The organism is Paenibacillus pabuli (assembly GCF_039831995.1).
GTDB lineage: Bacteria > Bacillota > Bacilli > Paenibacillales > Paenibacillaceae > Paenibacillus > Paenibacillus pabuli_C.
The window spans coordinates 1,109,082-1,134,812 of sequence record NZ_JBDOIO010000003.1 but is presented as its reverse complement, the minus strand read 5'-3'; the positions used below and the strand labels follow the sequence as shown (position 1 = coordinate 1,134,812).

At 45.8% G+C, this 25,731-nt stretch carries 16 protein-coding genes; 12 read left to right on the top strand and 4 right to left on the bottom strand.

Annotated elements, in window-relative coordinates:
* Window positions 1–74 precede the first annotated feature (74 nt).
* From ABGV42_RS07110 to ABGV42_RS07100, 3 genes are all read left to right on the top strand, one after another.
* Window positions 75–1,178, top strand: a complete 1,104-nt coding sequence (locus ABGV42_RS07110) for a glycoside hydrolase family 88/105 protein (RefSeq protein ID WP_347383163.1) — start codon at window positions 75–77, stop codon at window positions 1,176–1,178.
* On the top strand, window positions 1,175–3,745 hold the full coding sequence (locus ABGV42_RS07105) for a glycosyl hydrolase family 95 catalytic domain-containing protein (protein WP_347381039.1): 2,571 nt from the start codon (window positions 1,175–1,177) through the stop codon (window positions 3,743–3,745). The genes ABGV42_RS07110 and ABGV42_RS07105 overlap by 4 nt, the downstream gene beginning before the upstream one ends.
* 237 nt (window positions 3,746–3,982) lie before the next feature.
* The gene (locus ABGV42_RS07100; RefSeq protein ID WP_347381038.1) at window positions 3,983–5,536 is read left to right on the top strand and encodes an acetamidase/formamidase family protein; all 1,554 of its coding nucleotides are present in this window, start codon (window positions 3,983–3,985) and stop codon (window positions 5,534–5,536) included.
* Between the two features lie 76 nt (window positions 5,537–5,612).
* Here ABGV42_RS07100 and ABGV42_RS07095 read toward each other — a convergent pair whose 3' ends face one another.
* Window positions 5,613–6,059 (bottom strand): Lrp/AsnC family transcriptional regulator, encoded by a 447-nt coding sequence (locus tag ABGV42_RS07095; protein WP_347381037.1) that lies wholly within the window; start codon window positions 6,057–6,059, stop codon window positions 5,613–5,615.
* A gap of 321 nt (window positions 6,060–6,380) precedes the next feature.
* Between ABGV42_RS07095 and ABGV42_RS07090 the strand changes: the two genes are divergently transcribed.
* Window positions 6,381–7,127: an SDR family NAD(P)-dependent oxidoreductase gene (locus ABGV42_RS07090; RefSeq protein ID WP_347381036.1), complete on the top strand. Its 747-nt coding sequence runs from the start codon at window positions 6,381–6,383 to the stop codon at window positions 7,125–7,127.
* A gap of 68 nt (window positions 7,128–7,195) precedes the next feature.
* Here ABGV42_RS07090 and ABGV42_RS07085 read toward each other — a convergent pair whose 3' ends face one another.
* Window positions 7,196–7,990 carry an AraC family transcriptional regulator gene (locus ABGV42_RS07085; protein ID WP_347381035.1) on the bottom strand — a complete coding sequence of 265 codons (795 nt, stop codon included), beginning with the start codon at window positions 7,988–7,990 and terminating at the stop codon, window positions 7,196–7,198.
* A 230-nt stretch (window positions 7,991–8,220) separates the two neighbouring features.
* Between ABGV42_RS07085 and ABGV42_RS07080 the strand changes: the two genes are divergently transcribed.
* Window positions 8,221–10,464 carry an AraC family transcriptional regulator gene (locus tag ABGV42_RS07080; RefSeq protein ID WP_347381034.1) on the top strand — a complete coding sequence of 748 codons (2,244 nt, stop codon included), beginning with the start codon at window positions 8,221–8,223 and terminating at the stop codon, window positions 10,462–10,464.
* A gap of 114 nt (window positions 10,465–10,578) precedes the next feature.
* On the opposite strand, the gene ABGV42_RS07075 is transcribed toward ABGV42_RS07080, so the two are convergent.
* A complete protein-coding gene (locus tag ABGV42_RS07075; RefSeq protein ID WP_347381033.1) occupies window positions 10,579–11,463 on the bottom strand; it encodes a carbohydrate ABC transporter permease in 885 nt (294 codons plus the stop codon).
* Window positions 11,464–11,878: 415 nt separating this feature from the next.
* On the opposite strand from ABGV42_RS07075, the gene ABGV42_RS07070 reads away from it, so the two are divergent.
* The 4 genes from ABGV42_RS07070 (at window position 11,879) to ABGV42_RS07055 (ending at window position 21,402) form a co-directional block, all read left to right on the top strand.
* On the top strand, window positions 11,879–12,736 hold the full coding sequence (locus ABGV42_RS07070; protein ID WP_347383162.1) for an ABC transporter permease: 858 nt from the start codon (window positions 11,879–11,881) through the stop codon (window positions 12,734–12,736).
* 62 nt (window positions 12,737–12,798) lie between these two features.
* Window positions 12,799–14,298: an extracellular solute-binding protein gene (locus ABGV42_RS07065; protein ID WP_347381032.1), complete on the top strand. Its 1,500-nt coding sequence runs from the start codon at window positions 12,799–12,801 to the stop codon at window positions 14,296–14,298.
* 31 nt (window positions 14,299–14,329) lie between these two features.
* Window positions 14,330–15,475: a glycoside hydrolase family 88/105 protein gene (locus ABGV42_RS07060; RefSeq protein WP_347381031.1), complete on the top strand. Its 1,146-nt coding sequence runs from the start codon at window positions 14,330–14,332 to the stop codon at window positions 15,473–15,475.
* A 230-nt stretch (window positions 15,476–15,705) separates the two neighbouring features.
* Window positions 15,706–21,402, top strand: a complete 5,697-nt coding sequence (locus ABGV42_RS07055) for a pectinesterase family protein (RefSeq protein WP_347381030.1) — start codon at window positions 15,706–15,708, stop codon at window positions 21,400–21,402.
* A 246-nt stretch (window positions 21,403–21,648) separates the two neighbouring features.
* On the opposite strand, the gene ABGV42_RS07050 is transcribed toward ABGV42_RS07055, so the two are convergent.
* Window positions 21,649–22,440: a DUF817 domain-containing protein gene (locus ABGV42_RS07050; RefSeq protein WP_347381029.1), complete on the bottom strand. Its 792-nt coding sequence runs from the start codon at window positions 22,438–22,440 to the stop codon at window positions 21,649–21,651.
* Between the two features lie 849 nt (window positions 22,441–23,289).
* Here ABGV42_RS07050 and ABGV42_RS07045 point away from each other — a divergent pair.
* The 3 genes from ABGV42_RS07045 (at window position 23,290) to bshB2 (ending at window position 25,616) form a co-directional block, all read left to right on the top strand.
* Complete coding sequence (locus ABGV42_RS07045; RefSeq protein WP_347381028.1) at window positions 23,290–23,853, top strand: CPBP family intramembrane glutamic endopeptidase; 564 nt, start codon at window positions 23,290–23,292, stop codon at window positions 23,851–23,853.
* A 720-nt stretch (window positions 23,854–24,573) separates the two neighbouring features.
* On the top strand, window positions 24,574–24,918 hold the full coding sequence (locus ABGV42_RS07040) for a YojF family protein (RefSeq protein WP_347381027.1): 345 nt from the start codon (window positions 24,574–24,576) through the stop codon (window positions 24,916–24,918).
* A gap of 23 nt (window positions 24,919–24,941) precedes the next feature.
* Window positions 24,942–25,616, top strand: coding sequence for a bacillithiol biosynthesis deacetylase BshB2 (gene bshB2 / locus ABGV42_RS07035; RefSeq protein WP_347381026.1), 675 nt, complete (start codon window positions 24,942–24,944; stop codon window positions 25,614–25,616).
* Window positions 25,617–25,731: the final 115 nt, after the last annotated feature.

Genomic DNA, 25,731 nt, shown 5'->3' with positions numbered 1-25,731 from the left:
TTGACGAGAGCAATGACTAAGGAGGGATTACGTTGGTTGAAACGTTAACAAAGGTCTCTACACAGAATCGTAGAATGTCTGCCAAAATTGCGGATACGCTGGTCTCCGAATGCCGGGATGGCAATCACCCCAAAATTGCGGGAAAATGGGGGTACGTTGCCGGGATGACGCTTCTGGCCCTGGAACGTGCTGCAGTATGGAACAGTGAACCTCGATATAGTGAATTGGTTCTCCATCATATGGATGGACTGATTGATAGCGATGGCATCATCAGGAACTACCAACTTGAGGATTACAACCTAGACATGATCAATGAAGGCAAAAATCTCTTCTCCTTGTGGAAGCAAACGGGCGAAGAGAAATACCATCAAGCGATCCTGCGGTTGGTTGCCCAACTGAAAGGGCAGCCTCGAACCAGTGAGGGCGGATTCTGGCACAAGAAAATATACCCTTTTCAGATGTGGCTCGACGGGATCTATATGTCCTCTCCGTTTCTGGCCGAATACGGCCGTGTGTTCGATCACCCTGAGAGCTTCGACGAAGTCGCGCGCCAGATCCTGCTGATTGAGCGGAAGACCCGGGATCCGCGAACCGGTCTGCTGCGCCATGCATGGGATGAGAGCAGGGAGCAGCGCTGGTGCGACAAAGACACGGGGCAATCGTTTCACATTTGGGGCAGGGCGATGGGGTGGTATGCGATGGCGGTAGTGGATGCATTGGAGCATTTCCCAATCGATCATCCTCAGCGCGGCCAGATCATGGGTATCTTTGAGAGGATGGCCTATGCGATTGCCCATGCCCAGGATCAGGAGAGCGGGCTGTGGTATCAAGTCATGGACCAGAACGGCAGGGAAGGCAACTATCTGGAAGCGTCGGCTTCGTGCATGCTGACCTATGCCCTCGCCAAGGGCCAGCGTCTGCATTATTTGGCTGAACTGGATCGGAAAGTCGTTGATCGGGCGTATGCCGCTATTCTCAAACACTTTGTCACGGAGGATGAACAAGGGGTTCACCTGCATCGCATTTGTCATGGGGCTGGACTTGGGGGCAAGAAATATCGTGACGGTTCTTATGCCTACTATATTAGCGAACAGATCGTCAGCGATGCCCAAATGGGAGTAGCACCATTCCTGCTGGCCAGTATTGAAATGGAGATGCGGGGAGCAGGGGGCGCGTGAAGAAACCCACCGGATTTCAAGCCAGCAGACCCGAAAAAAACAAAATGATTCTGAAGTATCCCGCTTCATGGTGGAAGGGGATGTGGCGGGAGGCGCTTCCTTCCGGCAATGGGATAATTGGTGCCTCTGTGCAAGGCGGTATACATCAGGAAGTGATTTTACTGCAGCATGGTGAACTATGGCATTGGGGAAGAAAGGATAAGCTGCCCGATGTCAGTCACACATTGCAGGAAACCCGGAGACTTATGGACTCGGGGGAATTATCGGAGGCCAGCTGGCATCTGACCCGTGCGGTGCAAGCAGAAGGGTATGCTTCCAGACTATCCTCCCGTTTTCCTTTGGCCGAACTGACGCTCACCATGACTTCTGATAGTGCTTTTCGCAATTATCGCAGAGAACTGGATATGGAAACGGGTGAAATCCATGTCTGCTGGGAGGGAGCGAACCGTAGGTATTCGAGAAGCCTTTTTGTCTCCCGTGCAGATGATTGTGTTGTATTCAGATTAAACGGTGAAGAACTGAGCGCGGCCAATCCGGCACAGGGTTGGGAAGCAGAAGACACACCTTTAATATCGGGAAATGTGGGTCTTCAATTTCCGCGTGGTGACCGTGAGCGGGATGATGAAGAGTTTAAGGAACTGAAAGCGTCTATCACGGTCAGAGCGGATGAAGATGAGCAGTACGTATTCTATAGCGGTAAAAATGATGACGGACAGGATTTTGGCGCAGTACTGCGTCTAATCCGTGTTGGAAGGAAGTCTGGTGCTGAGAGCATTTTGCCCAAAAGAAATTTCCATTTCCCGGGAAAGGAGAATTCCATTTCAGACAAGGCTCAGCGAAATGGCAATGGAGAACAAGCGATCCGTGCAGAACTCCCATTCGAAACGTCCAGCGATGTGCTCATTCTGGTTAAATTGTTTCATTCAGGCAAGCGGGAAGATGAATGGAGGCGACTGAAGCAGGAGCTGGCAGGGCTGGAGACTGATTACCATTCAATGCTATCCAGACATACGGAGCTACATCGGTCCCTGTTCCACTCCGCAGAGCTTGATCTGGATGATGCAGCTGATGACGGGCGCAGTAATGAAGAACTCCTGCTTGATGCCTATGAAGGCGAAGCTCCCTTGGGGCTTATTCGAAAGATGTGGGCATATGGTCGATATCTGTTCATTAGCGGAAGCTCGAAGGAAGGCAGTTTGCCTTTTGGACTTTACGGACTATGGGGCGGCGATTACCGATTAATCTGGGGTCATCATATGGCTAATGAAAATGTACAGATGATGTACTGGCATTCTGCCGTTGGCGGTTTATCCGGCATGAATCAGTCTTTGTTTCGGTATTACGATGGCTTGATGGACACCTTCAGGGATAATGCAAGTAAGCTGTATGGCTGTCGCGGGATTTACATCCCCGCTGGAACGACGCCAGGCATGGGTGTCCCGAATCAGATTGTTCCTGTAATTATGAACTGGACGGGAGCAGCCGGGTGGCTGGCCAGGCATTATTATGAGCATTTTCAGTATACAGGTGATATGCAATTTCTGCGCGAACAGGCACTGCCTTTTATGAGAGAGGCATTACTGTTTTATGAAGATTTTCTGGTATTGGGCGAAGAGGGATATTATAAGATATACCCGTCTGTTTCACCCGAGAACACACCCCAGAATTATATGCCAAAGGATGGGAAACAGCTCGCACACCCCATGCCGACAGCCATTAATGCCACCATGGACATCGCCATCATCAAGGAATTATTGCATCATACCATAGAAGCGAGTCGAATGGTCGATGCTTACACCAGCAAAATACCAGAGTGGGAAGCTATGCTTCAACGTCTGCCTGCCTATATGTTGAATGAGGAAGGGGCTGTCAAGGAATGGCTTCATCCAGCCTTTGAGGATCGGCAAGATCATCGTCATCTATCCCATCTATACCCTGTCTTTCCAGGACAGGAGGTCAGCCGGGAGGAGGAACCGTTACTATTCGAAGCCTTTGAGAAAGCGGTCCACCAGCGGAAACTTGGAGCACAGAGCGGGTGGTCCCTGGCTCATATGTCATCCATCTGTGCCCGGCTCGGCGACGGAGAAAAGGCGTTGGACAGCCTGGATATTCTCGCCCGATCCTGTGTTCTGTCCAACGGATTCACACTCCATAACGATTGGCGCAATATGGGTATCTGCCTTACGATGGATGCAGCTCCAGTTCAACTGGATGCCAATATGGGTTGGGTTAATGCGGTACAGGAAATGCTGCTTCTGGTTTCACCTGAACGGATCAAACTGCTCCCTGCACTTCCTGCACGATGGATACGGGGAGAGCTGAAGGGGTGGTGTATCCTTGGAGGAGTTCTGAACCTTGCATGGGATCGTCAAAGGGAATCATTTCAAGCTGAGTTAACCGCCAATCGACGAATGAACACGAAACTTCAGCTACCGGAATGGGTCGATATCTCTTTATGTAGGCAGCATAGCAACAAGAATTCCAATGCCAAATCCATGGAGAACGGTACATTCTTGCTTCATTTAGAAGCGGGGGGGCAGTGGTCAGTGGAGCTGGACACCGTGTAAATATAAAAACTTACGAAGTCGCCAAATGGCGGCTTTTTTTATTATGATATTAGATCATAGAATCCATAGGGGATTTAGGAAAGTTAATATTATTAATAAATATCAGGTGGTTTTATTAAGAAAATAAATAGAAATGTGATAAAAACTTTATATTGTTAACTTTATTGTCGTCTGTTATACTTTGGATCATCACAAGTTAGTTAATGTGACATAAACAATCAGCAGGAGGGGTTTTAAATGGGGAGTCGATTGAAATGGAAGGTTTTCGCTGCTTTATCCATTGGTTCACTGCTAATACCAGGTGTAAATGTAGTTAATGCTGACATTGACCAAAAGGCATACAAGCCAAAGACTCATGTTCTGAAGGCGAATTCAGAGAATATCCGGTGGGGCAATATTGGCAAGGGTGATGCAGTATTAACCGTTAACTCGGGAGATATCGTTACAGTCGACGCGATCACTCATCATTCCGGTGACGACTATGAACGAATGATCAAAGGTGACGCAGGCGTCGAAGATATTTTTCATTGGACCGAATCAGAGAAGACGGAAGCGGATCGTGGACCGGGTGTACATATCATGACAGGCCCTATCGCAGTTGAAGGTGCGGAACCGGGAGATGTACTGGAAGTGAAAATATTGGACATGAAGCTTCGTCCTAATGGTAACGGCGATTATGCTGGGAAAACGTATGGTTCCAACGTGGCAGCAAACTGGGGCTTTTTATATGGAGAGATGGAAGAAGAACCCGTAACACGTGAGGTTGTGACGATTTACGAGATGGATTCAGTAGGCGGAACGGATTACGCAAAGGCTTTATATAGTTACAGGTGGACACCTCAAACCGATCCGGACGGCAATGCACACCCTACGGTAGACTATCCTGGTGTTATCGTTGATCATAGAACGGTGGAGGAAAATCACAATGTCCTGAAAGACGTGCGAGTGCCTGTCCGTCTCCATTTCGGTACAATGAGCGTAGCACCTAAGGAAGCGGACATCGTGGATTCGGTTCCTCCTTCCTATTACGGCGGAAACATAGATGACTGGCGTGTTACCGAAGGGGCAACCATGTACTATCCCGTTTCCGTCCCTGGAGCGCTGCTGTCGATTGGTGATCCACACGCAGGGCAAGGAGATTCTGAATTAAACGGAACAGCCATTGAAACATCTGTAACCGGAGATGTTCAGATTATTCTTCATAAAAAGGATAAGCTGGACAACAAATTGAAGGCTTTGAACTTCCCGCTGCTGGAAAACGAGAACGAATGGGTAGTACATGGTTTCAGCTACGCGAATTATCTTGCCGAACTGGGCGAGAATGCCCAGAAGGAAATCTTCAACAATTCTTCCCTCGACAAGGCCATGAAAGATGCTGCGCACAAAACCAAGGCTTTTCTGATGAGAGGCATGGGATTAACAGAAGATGAGGCTTACTCTTTAATGTCGGTAACCACTGATTTTGGAGTCACACAGGTAGTCGATGGAAACTGGGGGGTTCACGCAATTGTTGATAAAAAGTTGTTTGGAGATGCGGAACAGGAAATGACATCATTACGCAGCAGCTTTGAACAGTTTGGGGCCAAGATCGAATGGGAGCCGAAAACGAAAATGGTTTCAATCCTGTATAATGGCAATAAATTGTCAGCGAAAATTGGAGAAACGAAGGCTGCATTCAATGGAGAAACCGTTAGACTGATTGCTCCTATTCAATTAAATACCCAGAAGTCAGCGGAGGTCAGCGAGTACTTCGTCGATTTCTATCAAGCCAAGCTTTCCAAGACAAACTAACCAATTTATAAAGCAATAATACCTTAATATTAACAACAAGAACCGTTGGTCTTTATGCCTGACGGTTCTTGTTTTTTTAAATATTCAATCCATCCTGATTTTTGTGTCGTTTCATCAGAATCTGCGTTTCAGCACGGACGATACCTTCCAGCGAATAGATGGACTCGTTCATGAATTGTTCCATCTCTTCAATACTCTCGACAAGGATATGTATATGGAGAATGCAGGGACCTGTCATTTCGTATAACACGGCAACTCGGTCGTTTTGTTTCAACACATCTACGATCTGATTCAAATGTGCAGGCTCCACTTCAAGCTCCAAATATGCAGATATCTTCTTACCAAGCTTTTCGGCACTAATGACAATCGAAAATTGTTCGATAATTCCTTGATTGACAAGCCGGTCTATGCGCTCTTTGACGGCAACACCAGACAATCCAACCTCTTTGGCCAAATCGGTATAGGATATCCGGCTGTTTTGAGCCAGTCTTCGTAAAATATGACTATCAATTGAATCTAGCATGGACTCACTCCTATTCGCTTCATATTGTAACAGAAAAAAAGACAGCCCGACCAGCTAGGGTACATAATCCCCGTGATTTGGAACACAATAACAAGCATAACGGGGTGATAAGCTTTTTGCGAGTGGCCATTTTCAGCTCAATATTACTTATCATGTTAACTAATAAATATATAGTCGCTTGACAATACTCACTAACAGGAGTACGATTAATTGTGTCAAATAAATGACAAAGCTCACGTCATTGCTTAAACCATATGATTATGGTTACATATAAACTGCGTAAGTTTTGTCTAAAATACAACAATTACTGGAGGAATCACCATGACTAATCTTAAAGACAAAGTAGCTATTATTACAGGCGGAGCTTCCGGAATTGGTTTGGCCACAGTAAAAGCGTTTTTGGATAAAGGGTCCAAGGTTGTCATTGCGGATTATAACGAAGAGCACGGTAAAGCTGCCGAGCAGGAATTAAAACAAACATACAATGATGATGTACTATTCATCAAAGTCAACGTTGCCGATGAAAAACAAGTTGAAAACTTGGTAGCAGAGACAGTGAAACAGTTTGGTAAACTGGATGTCATCTTCAACAATGCAGGCATTGGTGTTCAAAAGCCTTCACACGAACTGACTGACGAGGAATACAAACGTGTCATTGCAATCAACCAGGACGGCGTATTCTACGGCGCAAAATATGCGATTCGCGAAATGCTGAAAACGGGCGGAGGATCTGTAATCAGCACTTCTTCGATCCTGGGTTCCGTTGGTGAACCAACATCCATGCCTTATGCGGCTAGTAAAGGTGCGGTCAACCAAATTACGAAATCACTTGCTCTGGAGTATGCTGACCGTAACATTCGTGTGAACGCAGTTGCTCCCGGATTTGTAGAAAGTGGCATGGTAAACAAAGAATCTTTAGGTGAATTCTATGATGGCCTGGTTGCCAAACATCCACTTGGACGTCTGGGCAAACCGGAGGAAATTGCACATGCAGTCGTATTCCTGGCTGAAAATGATTTTGTTACAGGAACAACCGTCTTCGTTGACGGCGGATACCTTGCTAAATAAATATGGGTTCTAATATGAAGGAGGCTCCCTTAAAGGGAGCCTTTTTTATTTCCAGTTTTGTTTTGTTGTCATTTCAAATAGTTGCTCACATGATTTCGAAATTCCCTGGGTGTAGTTCCATACATGGCTTGAAAAACGCGATTAAATGTACGCTGGCTTTCGAAGCCTGCGCTGCTGCTCACGGTGGTTAAAGAGACATCCGTGGTTCGGATTAATTTCGCTGCATATTCAACTCGCAGCATGGAGAGATAATTGCGAAAATTCATCTGTATCTGTTTGGAAAAGATGTGAGATATATAATACTTACTTACATTGAACTCGGCAGCAAGTGTGTCCAGTGAGAGGGGTTCCGTAAAATGATTAGCCATATATTCGATAATTTTTTGTGGCATATCCAGTACGGGAGTTCGTTGTCGCTGTTCCAACTCGAGATGAGACAGCAGATGTGACAAAATAATATGGGCCCAACCAAGCTTAATAGCATAGTCATCTTCTTTTTTTACTTTTTTAAATGCATACACCGCATCTTTATGTACATATTTCTTCATAATCCATGGAGTCACAGGCTGAAGCTGAATGAAATCAGGAAATATGCCTTCAAACACTTTGGGATTGATAATAAGCAGAATCGCACTTGCAGTTTGTTGACCACTTTTAACATAGCGATGAATCATATCCGGAAAAATGACAGCTGCGTCACCTGGTTGCAATTCATAAGAAACATCGCTAATAACGACAGATTGCGTGCCGGAGAAGACGTATAAAACCTCAATTGCACTGTGCATATGCGTGGGAAAAGCAATCTGTCTGGCATTGCGGATAATTGTAAAATCATCTTTGCGAATCTCGTAAAACGGCAGCATGATTCAATCACTCCTGTGCAATATTTGGCTAATTTCGAATACGTTATGTCTAAACTCATATCATTTGCTGTGTTAAAATTCAAGTGAATATTACCAAATGGAGGGAGAAACCGGAAGTTTCAGCCCTCTTATTTGTAATCGCTTACACTTAATTTGTTCTTTTATGTTCGGGTTTTATATGCCGATGGAATCCATTTAATAACGCATTTGGGGAAGGAGAGAACGGTAAGTTGAGAAAAAGTAAAACGTTTTACAATATTTTCATTCCGGTTCTGCTCCTTAGTGTTGGAATTGTTATCGGTTTTGGAAGTTACATATACATTTCAACGACTAATTCAGTCGTGGACCGGGTTGGGGACGGCCAGCAGAGCCTCATTACACAGATCCGAAATACGTTGGAGCAGAAAATTCAAACCATTGAGTATGCATTTGCAACCTATAGCACGACTCCATCCTTTCGATCGGTCATCAACAGCCCGATGACGGAGCAGGAATTTGAAGCGTATCGGGAATTGAGGTCTCAACTGGGCTATATTGCTACCATGGGTCTTGAAGGAGTTCAGTATACGTTGGTCAGCCTGCAGCAAAAATGGAGTTTGTCCAACGGTACGGTGTCCCGACTGACTTCCGAAGAGACGGAGGAGTTACAGAATCAGTTTGCGGAGCAGGGAGGCAGCGGCTTATATTGGACAAAAACGACTGACGGTATCCGGCTGCTGCAGGGACTTCCGGTACATTCCAAGAAGAAACAAGCTGTTGCCTTATCGGATCTCTCCCTTCAGACGCTTAATCGTTCATTACTGGTTAAGCCGAATACATCCATTTATATTTTAAACAAACAAGGGGAGCCGCTGTACACAACGAAATCGGATCAAGTACCTCTGTCCAACCAGCAAATGAAACTCATCAGCGAGCGTACGGCCACACAAGCCCAGACGGGACAATTGGAACTGCCAGGCACATCGGGAGATAAAATCATCGCCCTATACGCACGATCAGATTATAACGGCTGGACGTATGTTACACTGCTTGATCCAAAAGAAGTCAGCGGGGCCTTAACACCGATCCGTATAGGTCTTATAGTGATGGGAATCGTGATCATGGCGCTGATGGTCATCATAGCCTATATCATTTCCATCTATCTCACCAAGCCTTTCCGCAAGATACAAAAGCGTTTGGCAGACGCTTCCAAGCCAATGGTCAAGGATGAAGTCGATTGGATTATTCAATCGATCGATTCAATTGTATCGGAGAAAAAAGATCTGGAACAGCTTATTCAGCTTGAGAAACCCAAGCTTGAAGCCCAATTTGTTCTTAATTTGCTGCAAAACCGTCTGACAAGAGAAGAAGTAGAGAAGAACCTGGAACGCTTTGGATATAACATCGACAGCAGAACCGCCTTCATCACGATGCTGATCCAAGTGGATCGCTGCGGTGAAGGGACGTGGTCAGATAAAGATATTCTTTTACTTACCGTGAACCAGTTGGTGCAAGAGATTATTCCGGCGACGGAACGCATGCTCCCCGTCGTATTGAATGAACGTACTCAAGCGACGTTATTGTTTTGCAGTTCTGACAAGGTAGATGAGATGCGGAACTTGATCTCGCAATATGCGAAGAATATGATCATTTCTTCCAGAGATTACTGGAATGCCTCAGTGAGCGTTGGTGTTAGTTCACCTTATGAGGATTTAATGCAGAGTCGTGAAGCATGTTCAATGAGTCTTGAAGCTTTATATCAGCGCCTGAAGCTGGGCAAGGAATCCGTCATCTTTTATGAAGATATCTCCCGAGGAAGCACTGGTCCAATGCTGCTGCGTTATCCCAAAGAGCTGGAATCACAGCTATTCGACGCAATACGGCTCGGAGACAAGGACGAGGCAACCCGAACGCTATACCCACTTCTCGCAGACATGATGAAACATAGCCAGAACCCGATGAATCTGGAAATCATTCTGATTCGGTTGGTGAACAACCTGATCCATCTGGAGCAGCTGATCGGAGCAGAAGTTTTGTTAACCCAAAGCAATGCTACGCTGTACCAAAGGCTTCTGAATACGCTAAACCCGGAGGAGATTGAACATATTCTCGTTCATGAAGTCATCTATCCAATGGTTGTTAGTATGCAGGAGAAGGCAAACCACCAGTTTCGTTCGGTTGCTGATCAGATTGCGGCTATAGTACGTACGGAATATGATCAGGAGCTTTCGCTCGAATCAATCAGCGAACGTTTGCATTATACACCCAATTATCTTAGCAGCATATTCCGCAAAGAGTATGGGATGACCTTCAGTGATTACTTGATGGGATTCCGGCTTGAGGTGGCGAGAAGATGGCTGGTTGATACAGACATGCCGATCAAGGACATTGCAGAACGTCTTGGTTATCAGAATTCGCAGAACTTTATTCGTTCGTTCCGGAAAAAAGAGCATGTCACGCCAGGCGCCTATCGAAAGATGAAGCTTGAGCTGTAAAGGTTATGGAGCTATTTCAACGTGACGATTACATTTGCAGTAATGTAAACAAACCAATCCCCTTAGGTTCTGAACCTAAGGGGATTGGTTTTATATCCAAATGCACCATCTCGATCAACCTTTCACTGAGCCAAGTAAAGCTCCTTTTGTGAAGTGTTTCTGTACAAAAGGATAAGCGATGAGCATGGGGACGGTTGCAACGACGATTACACTCATTTTAATGGTTTGAGACGGGGGTACAATATCAACCGCTGAACTATTGCCTTCCATTCCACTCGATACAATGACGATTTGACGAAGAAGTACCTGCAGCGGCCACATTTTGGATTCGTTAAGATACAGAATGGCGTTCATATAGGTATTCCAGTAGGAGACACCGTAAAAAAGAGATAGTGTGGCGATCGACGGCAGAGCAAGTGGAAGCATGATCTGCCACAATATTCGAAAATCATTGGCACCGTCAATTTTGGCGGATTCCTCCAGACTGTCCGGTAGGGCTTGAAAGAAATTTCGCATGATAATCAGGTTAAACGCGTTAATCGCTGTAGGAATAATCATGGACCAGTAGGAGTCGATCAACCCGGCTGCTTTGACGATTAAAAAGGTGGGAATCATGCCACCGCTGAACAACATGGAAAATACGACGATAAAATTGATGACGTTTCTACCCAGGAGATAACGTCTGGATAATCCGTATGCCATAAGTGCTGTAAGTGTCATGCTGACTGCGGTACCAACGAGGGTGATGAAGATGGAAACACCAAGCCCTTTGAAGATGGTTGGAGTGGACAAGATATACCGGTACGCATCGAGTGAAAAAGACGTGGGAAACAAAATGAATTTCTTCTGCACGATCTCCTGTGTTGACGCAAACGAGCTGGCAACCACATTAATGAAAGGCAAGAGGCAGGCAAGGGCAAAGAGGAGCAGAAGTGTATAGTTCACTACGTTAAATATGACGCTTCCGAGCTTTTCCTTCTTGAGTGCGGCTTTTGTCATGACGATGGGTTCCTCCTTAAGTATTGGTCTCCTCCCACCATATCAAGCGTTCTGTATAACGTATATAATCATATCCTAAGACCTTGCTGCAGCGGGTGTGAGAGGAAAGATTCGAAGAAAATTAACAGGATAATCATTAACCAAGTTAATAATCATGAGCTACAATTCAGACGGGAGAAAGCCTTACAACAAGGCATTATGGGAGGATTACGGGAAGCATGATAGCTAATGATTATGTACGGAATGAACCGTAGGGGATATGCTTGACTTCGAACACATGTTAACCGATCAAGGAGGTCAGCGAGCAGTGAAAGATTCCAATTCCTCAGTTGTTTCGTTACAAGGCAAACTGCACCGAAAAACGGGAATCGGTCATCAATTAAGAAGTGTAGCCGCCAATAAACTTCTATACCTGATGATTCTTCCGGGGTTTGTCTACTTTGTTATCTTCAAGTATTTTCCGATGGGTGGACTGATCATTTCATTCCAGGACTATCAGCCGTATCTCGGCATTAAGGATAGTCCGTGGGTCGGTTTCAAGCATTTTATTCGGCTTTTTACCGAACCAACCTTTGCCATGCTGCTCAGCAACACACTAATATTATTTGCACTTGAATTAATCATTTTTTTTCCGATTCCCATTATTCTCGCGCTGATGCTGAATGAAGTCAGGCATAAGATGTTCAAAAATTCAATTCAGACCATTGTGTATATTCCACATTTCATGTCATGGGTCATCATCGTATCCATTACCTATGTATTTCTAAGTGTGGATGGCGGGGTTGTTAACGAGATGATTGCTGCTTTTGGCGGAAATAAAATCAGCTTCCTCACCTCGCCGGAATGGCTTCGTCCCATGTACATTCTGCAAATTATCTGGAAAGAGGCCGGATGGTCCACCATCATTTATCTCGCAGCCATTACCGTGGTAGACACGCAACTTTACGAGGCAGCAGATATGGACGGCGCGAGCCGTTTACGTAAAATGTGGCATGTGACCCTGCCAGCCATTCGCCCCGTTATTATTACGTTGTTGATTCTGAAAATAGGCAGTACGCTTGAGCTTGGTTTTGAACATATGTACCTGCTTCTTAATTCACTCAATCGTGAAGTGGGAGAGATCTTTGATACGTACATCTTCACGGCCGGCTTGAAAAACGGACAATTAAGCTTCAGTACCACCGTTGGCTTGTTCAAAGGCTTGGTTGGACTGATTCTGGTGATCATAGCCAACAAGCTTGCCAAAAAGTTTGGTGAAGATGGGGTCTATTAACTCGCTTAGAATAGCTGAAATAGAAAACAACAAAACTTAAAACATGCAAAGGGGATATGCACATGAAATTCCGTTACGCTAAGTTGATAGCGCTTTCGATTTGTGGCAGTCTGCTGCTCAGTGCCTGTGGGGGGGAGAATGCAGAGCCGCAAACGAATGCAGATGGAAAGCCTATTATTAGTTGGTTGAACATTCTGCATTCTGCTTCGCCGCCAACGGATACTGTATTGAACAAAATCGAAGAATTGACGAATACGGATATTCAGTTTTCCTGGATTCCGGATGCCTCGAAGGAGGAACGGTTGAACACCTCCTTAGCCTCTGGCTCTCTGGCTGATATTGTTTCGCTAACAATCCTGGAGAATTCGTCGGTTCGAAATGCATTAAAGGCAGGCGTCTTCTGGGAAGTAAGTCCTTATCTGGACGAATTCCCGAATTTGAAAGAGATTTCCGCGGATATGAGAAATTCAGCTTCAATAGATGGCAAGCTGTATGGTATTCCGATGCAGAAACAGGTTTCCCGTAACGGAGTCATCATTCGTAAAGACTGGCTCGATAAAGTGGGATTACCCATACCCAAAACGACTGCCGAGCTGATGGAAGTCGCCAAAGCATTTACCGAGCAGGACCCAGATGGTAATGGCACCAAAGATACGACCGGTTTCATTGACCGCAGCGATCTCGTATTCGGTGCTTTCAAGACACTGGGTTCATACTTTGGAACTCCGAGCGGCTGGGCAGTCAGCGAAGATGGCAAGGTAACGCCAGAATTTGAATCTGAAGGTTACGTTAAGGCGATGGATTATATGAAGGAGCTGTACAATAACGGCTATATCAACCAGGATTTCGCAGTAACGGCCAAGAAAGATCAGCAGGAGGGCTTCGCACAGGGCAAAGCAGGAATCTATGTTGGTGCGCTGTTTGATAGTAAAAATTTGCTCAATCTGGCCAAAGGCGTGCAGGATGACATGGATTTGATCATGGTGAATGACATTACTTCAACAGGTAAAGAAAGTGATCGGGCCATCTGGTCCACGTCCAATGGTGTAGGCGGGTTGCTGGCATTCCCCAAATCGGAAGTGAAGGATGAAGCTGAGTTAAAACAGGTCTTGAAATTCATGGACGATCTGATGAGCGAAGAAATATATACATTAATGACGTATGGTATCAAGGATGTGCATTACAGTCTGGAGGGGAATGCGGCAACGATTACCGACACCAAGCTCTGGGAACAAGAAGTGCAGCCATTCTCTTCCTCACGTCCGAATGAGAATGGATACGATATTCATGATTCGGACCCATTGCGGGTGGAATCTGATCGTTTAATTCAGGAAAACACGAAATATGCAGTGCTTAACCCGATGTACTCTCTGGAATCCGCGACGTTCTCGGAGCAGGGTTCGGAACTGCAAAAAATGATCACGGATGCCACGTACAAATACATTCTCGGCAAGTTGGATTTGCAAGGATTCCAGGATGCAGTTCAGACTTGGAGAAAGTCCGGTGGTGACAAGATTATTACGGAATACGAGGCCGCGTACCAAGCTGTGCAGAACCAATAAAACCATGACCTATCGAAGGGGGAAGAGCACCATGATTGAGATTCAGTCTCCTTGCCTTTGGGCGGTGCATACCGCAGAAACCATTATGGAGCGTACGCCCAGACTGTATGAGGCAAACGGGTATCATGGAAAATGGTCTTATGATTATGGGGTCATTCTGAAGGGATTTGAGCTGCTGTGGAAAGTGACGGGCGAAAGCAAGTATGCAGCTTACATCCGGGACAACATGGATTACTTCATCCAAAGGGATGGAACGATTCGCGGATATCGTCAGGATGAACACAATATTGATCATTTGAATAACGGTAAGCTGCTGTTTGGATTATACAAAATGACTGGCGACGAAAAATACAAAGTGGCTGCCTCTCATCTGAGGGAGCAGCTTCGCAGTCACCCGCGTACGTCAGAAGGTGCGTTCTGGCATAAGCAAGTGTATCCTTATCAGATTTGGCTGGACGGATTGTACATGGGCGCTCCGTATTATCTGGAGTACATGCTTCGGTTCGAACAGGAAGACGAGCAGGATCTGGATGATGTCACAAGGCAGTTTATTCTCTGCGCACAACACAACCGTGACGGGCAAACAGGTTTGCTCTACCATGCCTGGGATGAGCAGCGCACTCAGGCTTGGAGCGACCCGAATACCGGACAATCGCCAAACTTCTGGGGCCGGTCTATGGGTTGGTTCGTCATGGCACTGGTAGATGTACTGGAACTACTTCCGGAATCCCATCAGGACCGCACAAAGCTGATTGAAATTCTGAATGATACGATGTCAGCACTGCGAAGTTTCCAGGATGCTTCTTCCGGAGTATGGTACCAGGTAATTAATGAAGGAACACGAAAAGGAAACTACCTGGAAGCCTCTGCCTCCAGCATGATTGTATATGCCATGGCCAAAGGCATTAGACAGGGGTGGTTACAGGGCGAAAGTTGGTTGAAATCCCTGGACCACGCCTATGCCGGATTAATTTCAGAATTCGTCTTGGAAACCAAAGAAGGATGGGTCAACCTGTACAAAAATTGTCAGGTTGCAGGTCTTGGAGGAGAACCGAGACGGGACGGTACCTATGCTTATTATATTAGTGAACCGATTATTACCAATGATCAAAAGGGGCTGGGAGCTTTCCTGCTGGCCTGCACCGAATATGAATATATGTTAAATCGAAAGGGATAGTTCATTTCACCTTTAGATGCCCGTATCATTTGATTGGAGCAGAACGATACGGGCATCACATACTCCTGACACCTTTTTTGTTCACAGGACATTATGGGTTATTCAATTTGATTAATTGTGATAACGCTTACATTAAATTTAGGAGGTGATTAAGTCTGCTGAAAGGTTAATCGCCTTTCAGTGCTGCGTTTGCCAATTGGAGTATACGAAACCGGAGGAGGAAGATTTTATTGAAAAGGATTGTGTCGCTCATCTTGATCGTATCGATGCTGTTCAGTGTTTTGCCGGGAATGGCTGCTGCGGAAGAAGACACAGGACATTCAGGTATGCTGCCTGCTTTTCCTGGAGCTGAGGGCGGTGGGATGTATACGACTGGCGGAAGGGGAGGTGCAGTTTACGAAGTGACTACCCTGGCTGACTCAGGACCCGGCTCCCTTCGCGAAGCCGTCAGTCAAAATGATACAACTGTCGTATTCAAAGTGGGTGGAACCATTCATCTGGAAGCTCCTCTGGTTATAACAGGTTCCAATCTTACGCTGGCTGGACAGACTGCGCCTGGAGAAGGAATCACCGTCTCCGATTATTGGACCACATTTCAGGCAGATAACATTATCGTAAGACATATGCGCTTCAGGCTTGGAGACAAACACCCAAGTGAGGATGATGTATTTGGAGGGCGATATCATAAAAATATCATCATTGATCACTGTTCATTCACCTGGTCTGTGGATGAAGTCCTCAGCATGTATGTAAACGAAAATACAACCGTGCAATGGTCGGTCATTGCCGAGAGCATGCTGATGACGACCCACCAAAAGGGCAGGCATGGGTATGCCGGCATCTGGGGCGGAAACAATACCTCATTCCATCATAATATCATCGCACATAATGTTAGCCGTAACCCAAGATTTGCCGGGGCCCCCGGATTTAACACTGAATCCTATAACAATGTCGTATATAACTGGGGATTCTTCTCTGCCTATGGCGGTGAGGAAGGCAACTACAATCTGATGAACAATTATTACAAATACGGCCCCAATACGTATCGTTCCGTACGGGATCAGCTTTTCCTTGATGTAAGTGCCAATACCCGTCTCCATGTTGACGGCAATATTGTAGACGGATATCCCGAGATTACTGCGGATAACTGGCTTGGGGTCGGGACGCTGGCGAATCCGGAATCGAAGCTTGAATCTCCGGTTGTCATGACCAACCCGTCACCAATGGATGATGCGGAAACGGCGTATGATCGTGTCCTTGCCGAAGCAGGCGCTGTCCTTCCGAGAAGAGATGCGATTGACGCAAGAATCGTTAATGATGTTAAAAACCGTTCCGGTCAGCATATCAATTCCCAAAAAGAAGTGGGAGGATATGTGGAGTTTGAAGAAGTGTTATCCACGCTGGCAGATGATGATCATGACGGAATGCCGAACGAGTGGGAGATCACTCAAGGATTGAATCCGAACGATGCCTCTGACCGAAATAAAATTCATGAATCGGGTTATACCCATCTTGAAATGTATCTGAATAGTATTGCAGGCAATGGTTCAGCGAATCCCGTAGTTTCTATTGATTCTCCTTCCAACCATGCAATTACCACGGAGGGGTCCTCCATGGAAATTGTTGCTTCAGCCTCGGATCCGGATGGCACAATCTCCAAGGTGGAATTTTATCAAAACGATATCAAGTTGGGCGAAGATGATAACGCTCCGTACTCTTTAACCTGGGACAATGTAAAGGATGGTACGCATTATCTCACGGTTCGGGCCATTGATGATACGGGCACGGCAACCCAATCCAACAATGTCTCCGTACATGTGAATAAGGAAGGCAATGTTGCACCATGGACTTCAACAGACATCGGTGAACCGGGCATTGCCGGTCATACACAGCTAGATGCAGCGGATACGGAAGTAACCGTAAAGTCATCAGGTGATATTGCGGGCACTTCGGATCATTTTCATTATGCCTACCAGACACTGGAGGGCAATGGGGAGATCATCGCACGTGTCGATCACGTGACGGCCACGGATGACGGAGCAGAAGCAGGTGTAATGATCCGCGGGAGTCTGGACGCTTCCTCGCCATTTGTCGCCCTAATGACGTCCTATGTCAAAGGCGGACAAAAAGCGGTTCAATTAACACGTGAAACCGAAGGGGCAGATGTCTCCTTTCAGGAACCAGAGACGTTTATTACGCTTCCTTACTGGGTGAAGCTGGTCAGGCTTGGTGATCAGGTAACATCTCTCGTCTCCAAAGACGGAGCAGACTGGTCCGTCGTGAATACGATAGACTTCCCTGTGAGCAGCAACGTTTACGTCGGACTTGCAGCGGATGCTTCCAAACCGGACGATGATGTAAATAAACTGAATACCTCTGTTTTCTCCGGTGCTGCTGTTCAGCAGCTGGATGCAGATTTCCCTTCGGCCCCAACCGAACTCATAGCAGAAGCAGGACCGAAATCGGTCGTATTAAACTGGAATGAGGTGAACCATGCTGCCTCGTATTCTGTTTTTCGTGCGGAAATTTCAGGTGGCCCATACACAGAACTTCAGAGCGGGATAACATCTGCTTCATATACAGATCCTGATCTGACTGTTGGGAAGACGTATTATTACGTCGTAAAAGCAGTGAATGATAAAGGAACCAGCTTCTCCTCGGAAGAAGCGCATGCCGTTCCCAAAGGGGAGCTCGAAACGATTGAATTTATTCATGATGACTACGAAGGTCTTGAGGTTAACCAAACCCCACCTGGTTACGCTGTGCTTCCTGATCCCCAGGATGCGGATCATCGGGTAGAGGTGGCGGAAGTTCCTTCAGGAACCACCGGAAATACGACGACAAAGTCATTAAAATTGTATGATAATGCCCCAGGTACAACACAATTTATACGTTCTTTTCAACCTCAGCTCGGCAGCTTTGTTTTGGAAACGGATCTCATGTCACCTTCCTGGCCTGGAACAGCATATGTACTGCAGCTGCAAAATAACGCAGGGAACCGTACACCGCTTTCGATAGAAATCCGCAAGCCGGCTGCTCCCGCTGCAGAAGATAGCTATACGCTGGTTTACAAGAGAGACGGGGTGGATCATAAACTGATGGATGCCCCTGCAAACAATCAATGGTACAACCTGAAGATCACTGCCAATGTAGCGATGCAAAAAGCGGATATCTATATCGACCATGTACGAGTAGCGGATAACATTCCGTTCCAGGCAGACGTGCTCACCGATGGAATCGGCCGTATTCTGGCCAAAACACCTGGTACAGGTAAAGGGACGATATATTATGACAATCTTCGTCTCTACGTTGAGCCTGTGGCAGCCCCTAAAGGACTTACTGCCCAGCCAGGAAACGGAATGGTTAGACTCAACTGGGACGAGGCTGAAGGAGCATCAACCTACAATATTAAACGAAGTACAGGAGAAGAGTCGGCTTACGAACCAATTGCTTCTGAAGTCGCAGGCACCAGCTTTATCGACGACTCTGTTGTAAATGGAACAACGTACCATTATGTCGTCACTGCACTGGGTGCTTCAGGAGAAAGCGGACCTTCCAACAAAGTAGAAGTAACACCTTCAGAAGATGCCGTGAAACCCGAAGCACCAGAAGAGCTGCAGGGAAAACCAAGAGATGCACAGGCTGAACTGGCATGGCAGCCCGTCGAACAGGCGAGCCATTACACGGTTAAACGTAGCGTTCAGGCAGACGGTCCATTTACTACCGTAGCAGCCAAACTGACGCAGCCTTCCTTCCGGGATGGCGGACTGGATAATGGGACCACATATTACTATGTAGTTTCGGCAACCAGCATTGGTGGTGAAGGAGCGGATTCGGCACCTGTTGCCATTACGCCGTCCAGAGCGTTGTCTACACCTGAGCCTGTCGTAAAACCGCAGCCGAATTCAATCGCGATGGAGTGGCAGCCGATTGAGGGAGCGGAAACCTATCAGATCAAGCGATCCACTGGTTCAAACGGAACGTATGAAGTCATCGCTGAAGGGCAGTCCCGAACCTCATACACAGATACAGGACTCGCGAACGGTGTGCCTTATTACTACAAAATCACTGCTGTAAGTGGAAATACGCATAGTCTCGAGTCTGCTCCCGCAGGAGCAAGACCTTCCGCTGACGACGGAACACCACCGTCTCCAACTGGGTTGCATGCAGAGCCTGAAGATGGTGCAATCAGTTTAACCTGGGAGGGTGTGCAGGGAGCAGACAGCTATGCTGTAAAACGCAGTGAATCTCCTGACGGGCCGTTCGCATCGGTTGCTGCGGAGGTGACCGAAACGTCTTATACCGATTCGGGTCTGAGCAACGGGAAGACGTACTATTATGTGGTCACGGCAAATAACGAAGCAGGAGAGGGAATGTCATCTGTTTCAGTATTTGAAACTCCTGCAGTCATTTTGACCGTTGCTTCTAATGGCAGTGGAGAATTTGAGCGAGTTCAGGATGCGATTGATGCAAGCCCTGATAATACGATCCTTCCTACCATTATCCGAATCAAAGATGGGGTCTATCGTGAAAAATTAAATGTGCCATCAAGTAAAACCCACCTTCGGATGATCGGAGAGAGCCGTGAAGGGACCATCCTGGTCTATGGAGATTCAGCTAGCACACTGGACGGGAATGGAAATCCGCTCGGTACATCGAACAGTTACAGCTTCAGGGTTCAAACGAATGACTTTACAGCCGAACATCTGACGATACAGAATGATGCGGGTGACAATGCCGGGCAAGCCGTTGCACTTTTTGCGCGTGGGGATCGCCTTGTGTTTCGAGATATCAGCCTGAAAGGCTGGCAGGATACGTTATATGTCAATGACGGCAGACAATACTATGTTGACAGTTACATCGAAGGCGATGTCGACTTCATATTTGGGAATGCCGCTGCTCTCTTTGAGAACAGCATCATCCATAGTCTGAGTAACGGGTATGTGACGGCGGCCTCCACAGCCGAAGGGAAGACAGGTTATGTTTTTCTGAATAGCCGGATTACTGCCGAACCCGGACTGACGGGCAAAGTGGCTCTTGGCAGACCGTGGCGACCAAACGCCCATGTCGCCTACATTAACAGTTATATGGATGATCATATTAGTCCGGCAGGTTGGAATAATTGGAGCAATGCTGATAATGAAAAGACCGCCCGTTTCGCTGAGTATGCCAGTTATGGACCTGGTGCCAACGCCAAAGGAAGAAGTAACTGGTCCACACAGCTGACTGCGGGAGAAGCAGAAAGATACCTTCCGGCACAGCATTTTGCGGGATCTGATGCATGGAATCCAACGTTAAACGTTTCATTGGTTCAGGCGAATCGGGATCTGGCCAGTTTATCCGTGAATGGTAAGCCTCTGTCGGGATTTAACTCGTCTCAGAAGAACTATGAGGTTGAAGTTAAAGCGGGCAGCGCGCTGCCTCTTGTTTCGGCGGAAGCTGTATCCGAGAGATCCATCGTGGAAGTGAAGCAAACTGCAGCTGTACCGGGTCAGGCCGTGGTGAAGGTTACGGGGCAAGACGGTGGCGTGAAATCCTATATCATCAACTTCCGGGCGGAAACGGTTAGAGATACCACGCCACCAGTGCTGCGGCTCCAAGTGAATAAACCCGTTCTGAAAGAAAATGCAAACAAAATGGAGACGATCCGTGTTACAGCAGATGCCACCGATCAAGGAACAGGGGTAGCCTCTGTCAAACTCATATCCATTACAAGCAGCCAACCGGATAAAGGCAAGGGACATGGAAACAAGTCACCTGATATCCAAGGAGCAGCGTACGGAACTGCCGATTTTGAATTTAAGCTTCGCGCCGAACGTACTGGAAAAGGCAAAGGTCAGGATCGTGTATATACGATTACTTATGAGGCAGCGGACCGAGCAGGGAACACTTCAAGATCATCTATTAAAGTCGTTGTAAAACGTTAATAAATGCCAAATTGATATGAAGCGGTCGGAGTAAGTTGCTTAACGGAGAAATCTCCAAAAAGAATTCAGTCGCAAAAAGGACGCCAGCATTGGCGCCCTTTTTGTGTTGTTATTGAGGAATAAGCTTTACGATAGCCTCCATATCAGAATCGTCAGCTTGTATTAGCCAATCGCCATTTTATTTACAAGGAATATACGCCCTTCCAATGGAGTAATTATTGGACGGTTGGAACATTTCTTCGCATGTCAGTTTTTATTCCTGTTGGGGCCAATGCTAGTTCGATTGGCTTTAACGTACTTAAGCTGGGCAACAATGATGACGCTAATGATAACGAGCAGGAACCATGAGCTGATTTTGCTGAAACTGACCAACTGCCAGGCATCGTGCTGATCAGGGTATTTCCAGCCATTAAAGAACGTAGCAATATTCTCGGCAGCCCAGATGAAGAAACCTACAATGACAAAAGCGAGCGATAAAGGCATGCGATACGTCTTGGTCCGTACCCGGTAGATTATCCATGTTTTCCAAAATACGATAAAGACCAGAGCCGTGAGCCACCAACGAAAATCAGGAATGAAATGGTGGGTGAAGAAGTTGAGATAGATGGCTCCTCCGAGCAGAAACGAGGGTGCAAACCCAGGCCATCCCGTCATGTCCATGCGTAATCTTCGCCAGATCTGACACATAAAGCTCGCTACACTCGCATACATGAAGCCGCTATACAGTGGCACCCCAAACACTTTGGTGAATCCGGGCTCAGGATATGACCAGGAACCCATGCTTACTTTGTAAAGTTCGAGTACCAATCCGATAATATGAAACACACATATGACTTTAATTTCATCCCGAGTTTCCAACCCGCTTCGGTACATGAGATATTGGACGCCAAGCAAAATAAGTAGAATGGCATCATAGCGATGAAAGAAAGGTACCTCGATTACGCTGGTGAGGGCCAGGGTCCCGAAGATGGCCACAGGAAAAATGCAGCTCATCGCCTGGTGATAGCCGAAATGTAATAATTGAATAAAAGCTTTCAATTCTGGGTATCTCCTTCCGCTACATTGTTCTAATTGTGATGTAAGAGGGATGCTTGCCTTCTATTCGTACATATGCAGAGCTATCGTTAATCATACAGAGTCGATTCAAAAGAAAAAAGAGAAATTAGTTGATGAATCTCTTCTTGTTTTCGTGTGGGCCTACCCGTTTCGAATTACCTAAATTGGGTTAAATCTATATACAAAAGTTGATTTATAAGAGAAAATAAGGATTTGATGTTTCATAAGCAATCAGACAAATAAGGCTAGGCTTTCACTCATGAAAAGCTGCCGAATGGGGCTTATTTGTCGTGCTGTAAACTCCAGAAGGAGAACTAAAGGAGTTCATTAGCGAAATCAACAACCTTGTCGGCCAAAATAAAGACTTGGATTTCCTTCAGCCGATTTTAACGGAAGGGCTGGATCTAAAGAGAACCACTTTCTACGATGGAAAATTTACGATCATTACGTACCTTACTCGATTACCATCAAGAATGGATCACCTAAAACGTTGGTCGTTACAGTGAATGATAGTACATAAATATGTGTACAGCGGACTGTCAAACCTGACAACAATTGTTGTCAGGTTATTGTTGTAGAAGAAAATTCATAGCTGATTTCTCAATGCGATGAACAGTAGACGCTATATGCTATGTTACAATGTATTGAATCCATGAAGTGATACATAGGGTGATAGATTAAAAAATGAATATGGAGCCAAGTATGAAAATCAAATCACTGATTTTACGAAGTTTTAAAATAATCCTTATATTCCTGATCGGTTATACCATATCGCACTTTCTAAGGGAGTGGATTAATACAATTTGTTATTCCCTGGGAGTACCTAACGAAGTGCGTATTATCGTATCCAGATTTAGTGTCATCGCATACGTAGTACCTTTCCTTATGATTAATGTGCGCAGCATGTTCTCTTCTGAAGTTCTTCGAGTAGGAAACTTTCGGGCAAGCATTTCTTTTCCCTTGATATGGCGAGGAAAAGAAGACCCGGTATGGAGATTTCTTGGCATTTTTGCAGTTGTGATGGCGATCGGGACGAGTTATTTTATCTATTCCTATGTAAGTGATTTAGATACTGACGAATTCAGGCTGCTGTTGTATTATGGACTGATATTTTCTCTCGTAAACTCCATTTTAGAGGAGTGGGTATGGAGAGGCGTCTTACTTAGCCAATATGTAAAATGGTCTGGTAACGTTTATGGATTAATGATAACGAGTCTGCTTTTTGGGATGTCCCATTATGACTTGGGTTTCTCGATTTGGGTATGTATTGCCTTTTCTATAGGTGGGTTCTTTATGGGAGGAGTTGCCATACGATCTAAGGGAATCGTTGCTTCCATTCTAATGCACATCTACATGAATATCATTTTTACGATGACGGGTATGATCTTTAGTTAAACCAGGAATCTGGATTGCAAAAAGAAGTACATCTATCTGAAATCACATGGCAATAATCTCCGGAAAATTAAGGATTTGAGAGCAATTAAGCCTCATTTAGAAAAGCTAATCAAAATTAAGAGTGAGTTCAGTGAATAAACGAGGACATGTTACTGAAGGACGCATGATATTCCATAAGTAAAAAAGAAGCAAAGATAGATTACGATACAAGTCGCCAATATGGCGGCTTTTTTCGCTTTCGACAATTTTGTTTTTTTTCCATATTTGATGTGACGTACGAATCTTTATCCTTTATAGTATAAAATAAATGCAAGATCCGAGAAGTCATTCTTAATTTGCTGGGAAACGCAGTGAAATTTACGGATGAGGGAAGTATCTCACTGGTGGCCAAATTACTCTTCACAAATGCTGGTAGGGGTCTGGCTTCAATTTACGATCAGGGATACAGGAATCGGCATACCTCAGGATAAACGCAATCAGTTGTTTATTCCAGTTCACCGTCGGAAGATCCGACTGTACGCGGGACGACAATTACATTCACTGCTGAATTTGATATGTATACGGTATAAAGAATGCAGCAAACATATTCATTTTTGGAGCACATTTTATAGGTTATATATGTTCTGTAACGTAGTCAGGAATCCACTGATTGTTTATTCTCCATGAACATATGTTAAAATGGAGAAAGTATTTATCTTTAGACCACATAAGGAGATCACTATGCAACCTATACAACCTCAAGATGTCCAAGCCAAAATCAATGGTTTCATTGATCAGGATCTATACTTACACCTCGAAATGACGACAGGTGCGTATGCGAATCATTACGATAGTACCCGTCACCCTGCCTCGGCTTTCATTTCCAATGCGGCCATTCGATACACGCAGGGATCAATCTCAGGTACGAACCCATACCGTGTAGGCTTAAAAACGACTACGGGTTGGGTTTATGCGGAAGGCCTTACACATATTGATGAAAATGAAAAGGATCGACTGATTTTGGCTGGTCATGACAGCCAAGGGAAATTGGTTGTGGCATTTCAACTTAGTCGGGAGAGTTTCTGATGAAAGCGGAGGATCGAAACAGCATGAACCATAAACCATACGAAAGTGAACGTATTTTAGTAATATATCCCCATCCGGATGACGAGGCCTTTTCCGTTGCCGGAACGCTTGCAAAATACATCGATGGCGGTGCACACGTCACCTATGCTTGTTTGACATTAGGCGAAATGGGTCGCAATATGGGCATTCCTCCTTTTGCAAACCGAGTCACCCTGCCTGCCATCCGCAAGGTGGAGTTGGAAGAGTCCGCTCAGGCGATTGGTATTCAGGACTTGAGAATGCTTGGTTTTCACGACAAGATGATCGAATTCGAGGATGCACATCTGCTCGATAGTCGTATCATGGATTTGGTAGAGGAGCTCAAACCAACCCTGGTCTTTACCTTCTATCCAGGCTATAGTGTACATCCTGACCACGATGCTACCGGTGCCGCTGTCATACGGACCATTTCCCGGATACCGGCAGAAGAGCGTCCAACCGTATATTGTGTTGCATTCTCCAAAAACCATGAGCAGGCCATCGGAAAAGCGGACACAGTTGTCGATGTAACGCAATATCTGGAACAAAAAATGGGTGCCATTCAAGCTCACCGTTCGCAATTTCAGGCTGCGGAGCTTGTCGGCAATCGCAAATTGGATGATGAAGAGATCCAGCGCAGATTCGGGAGAGAAACGTTCTGGACGTATCGTTTTGAGTAAAATGGTTTACCTACCAGCTAAAGAACAGCTTGGCCGCCTTCATGGCGGCTTTTTAGTTTTAACCGAAATGACATACGGCTGAGAAACATTAGATTGACAAAGGTTCAAATTAAGG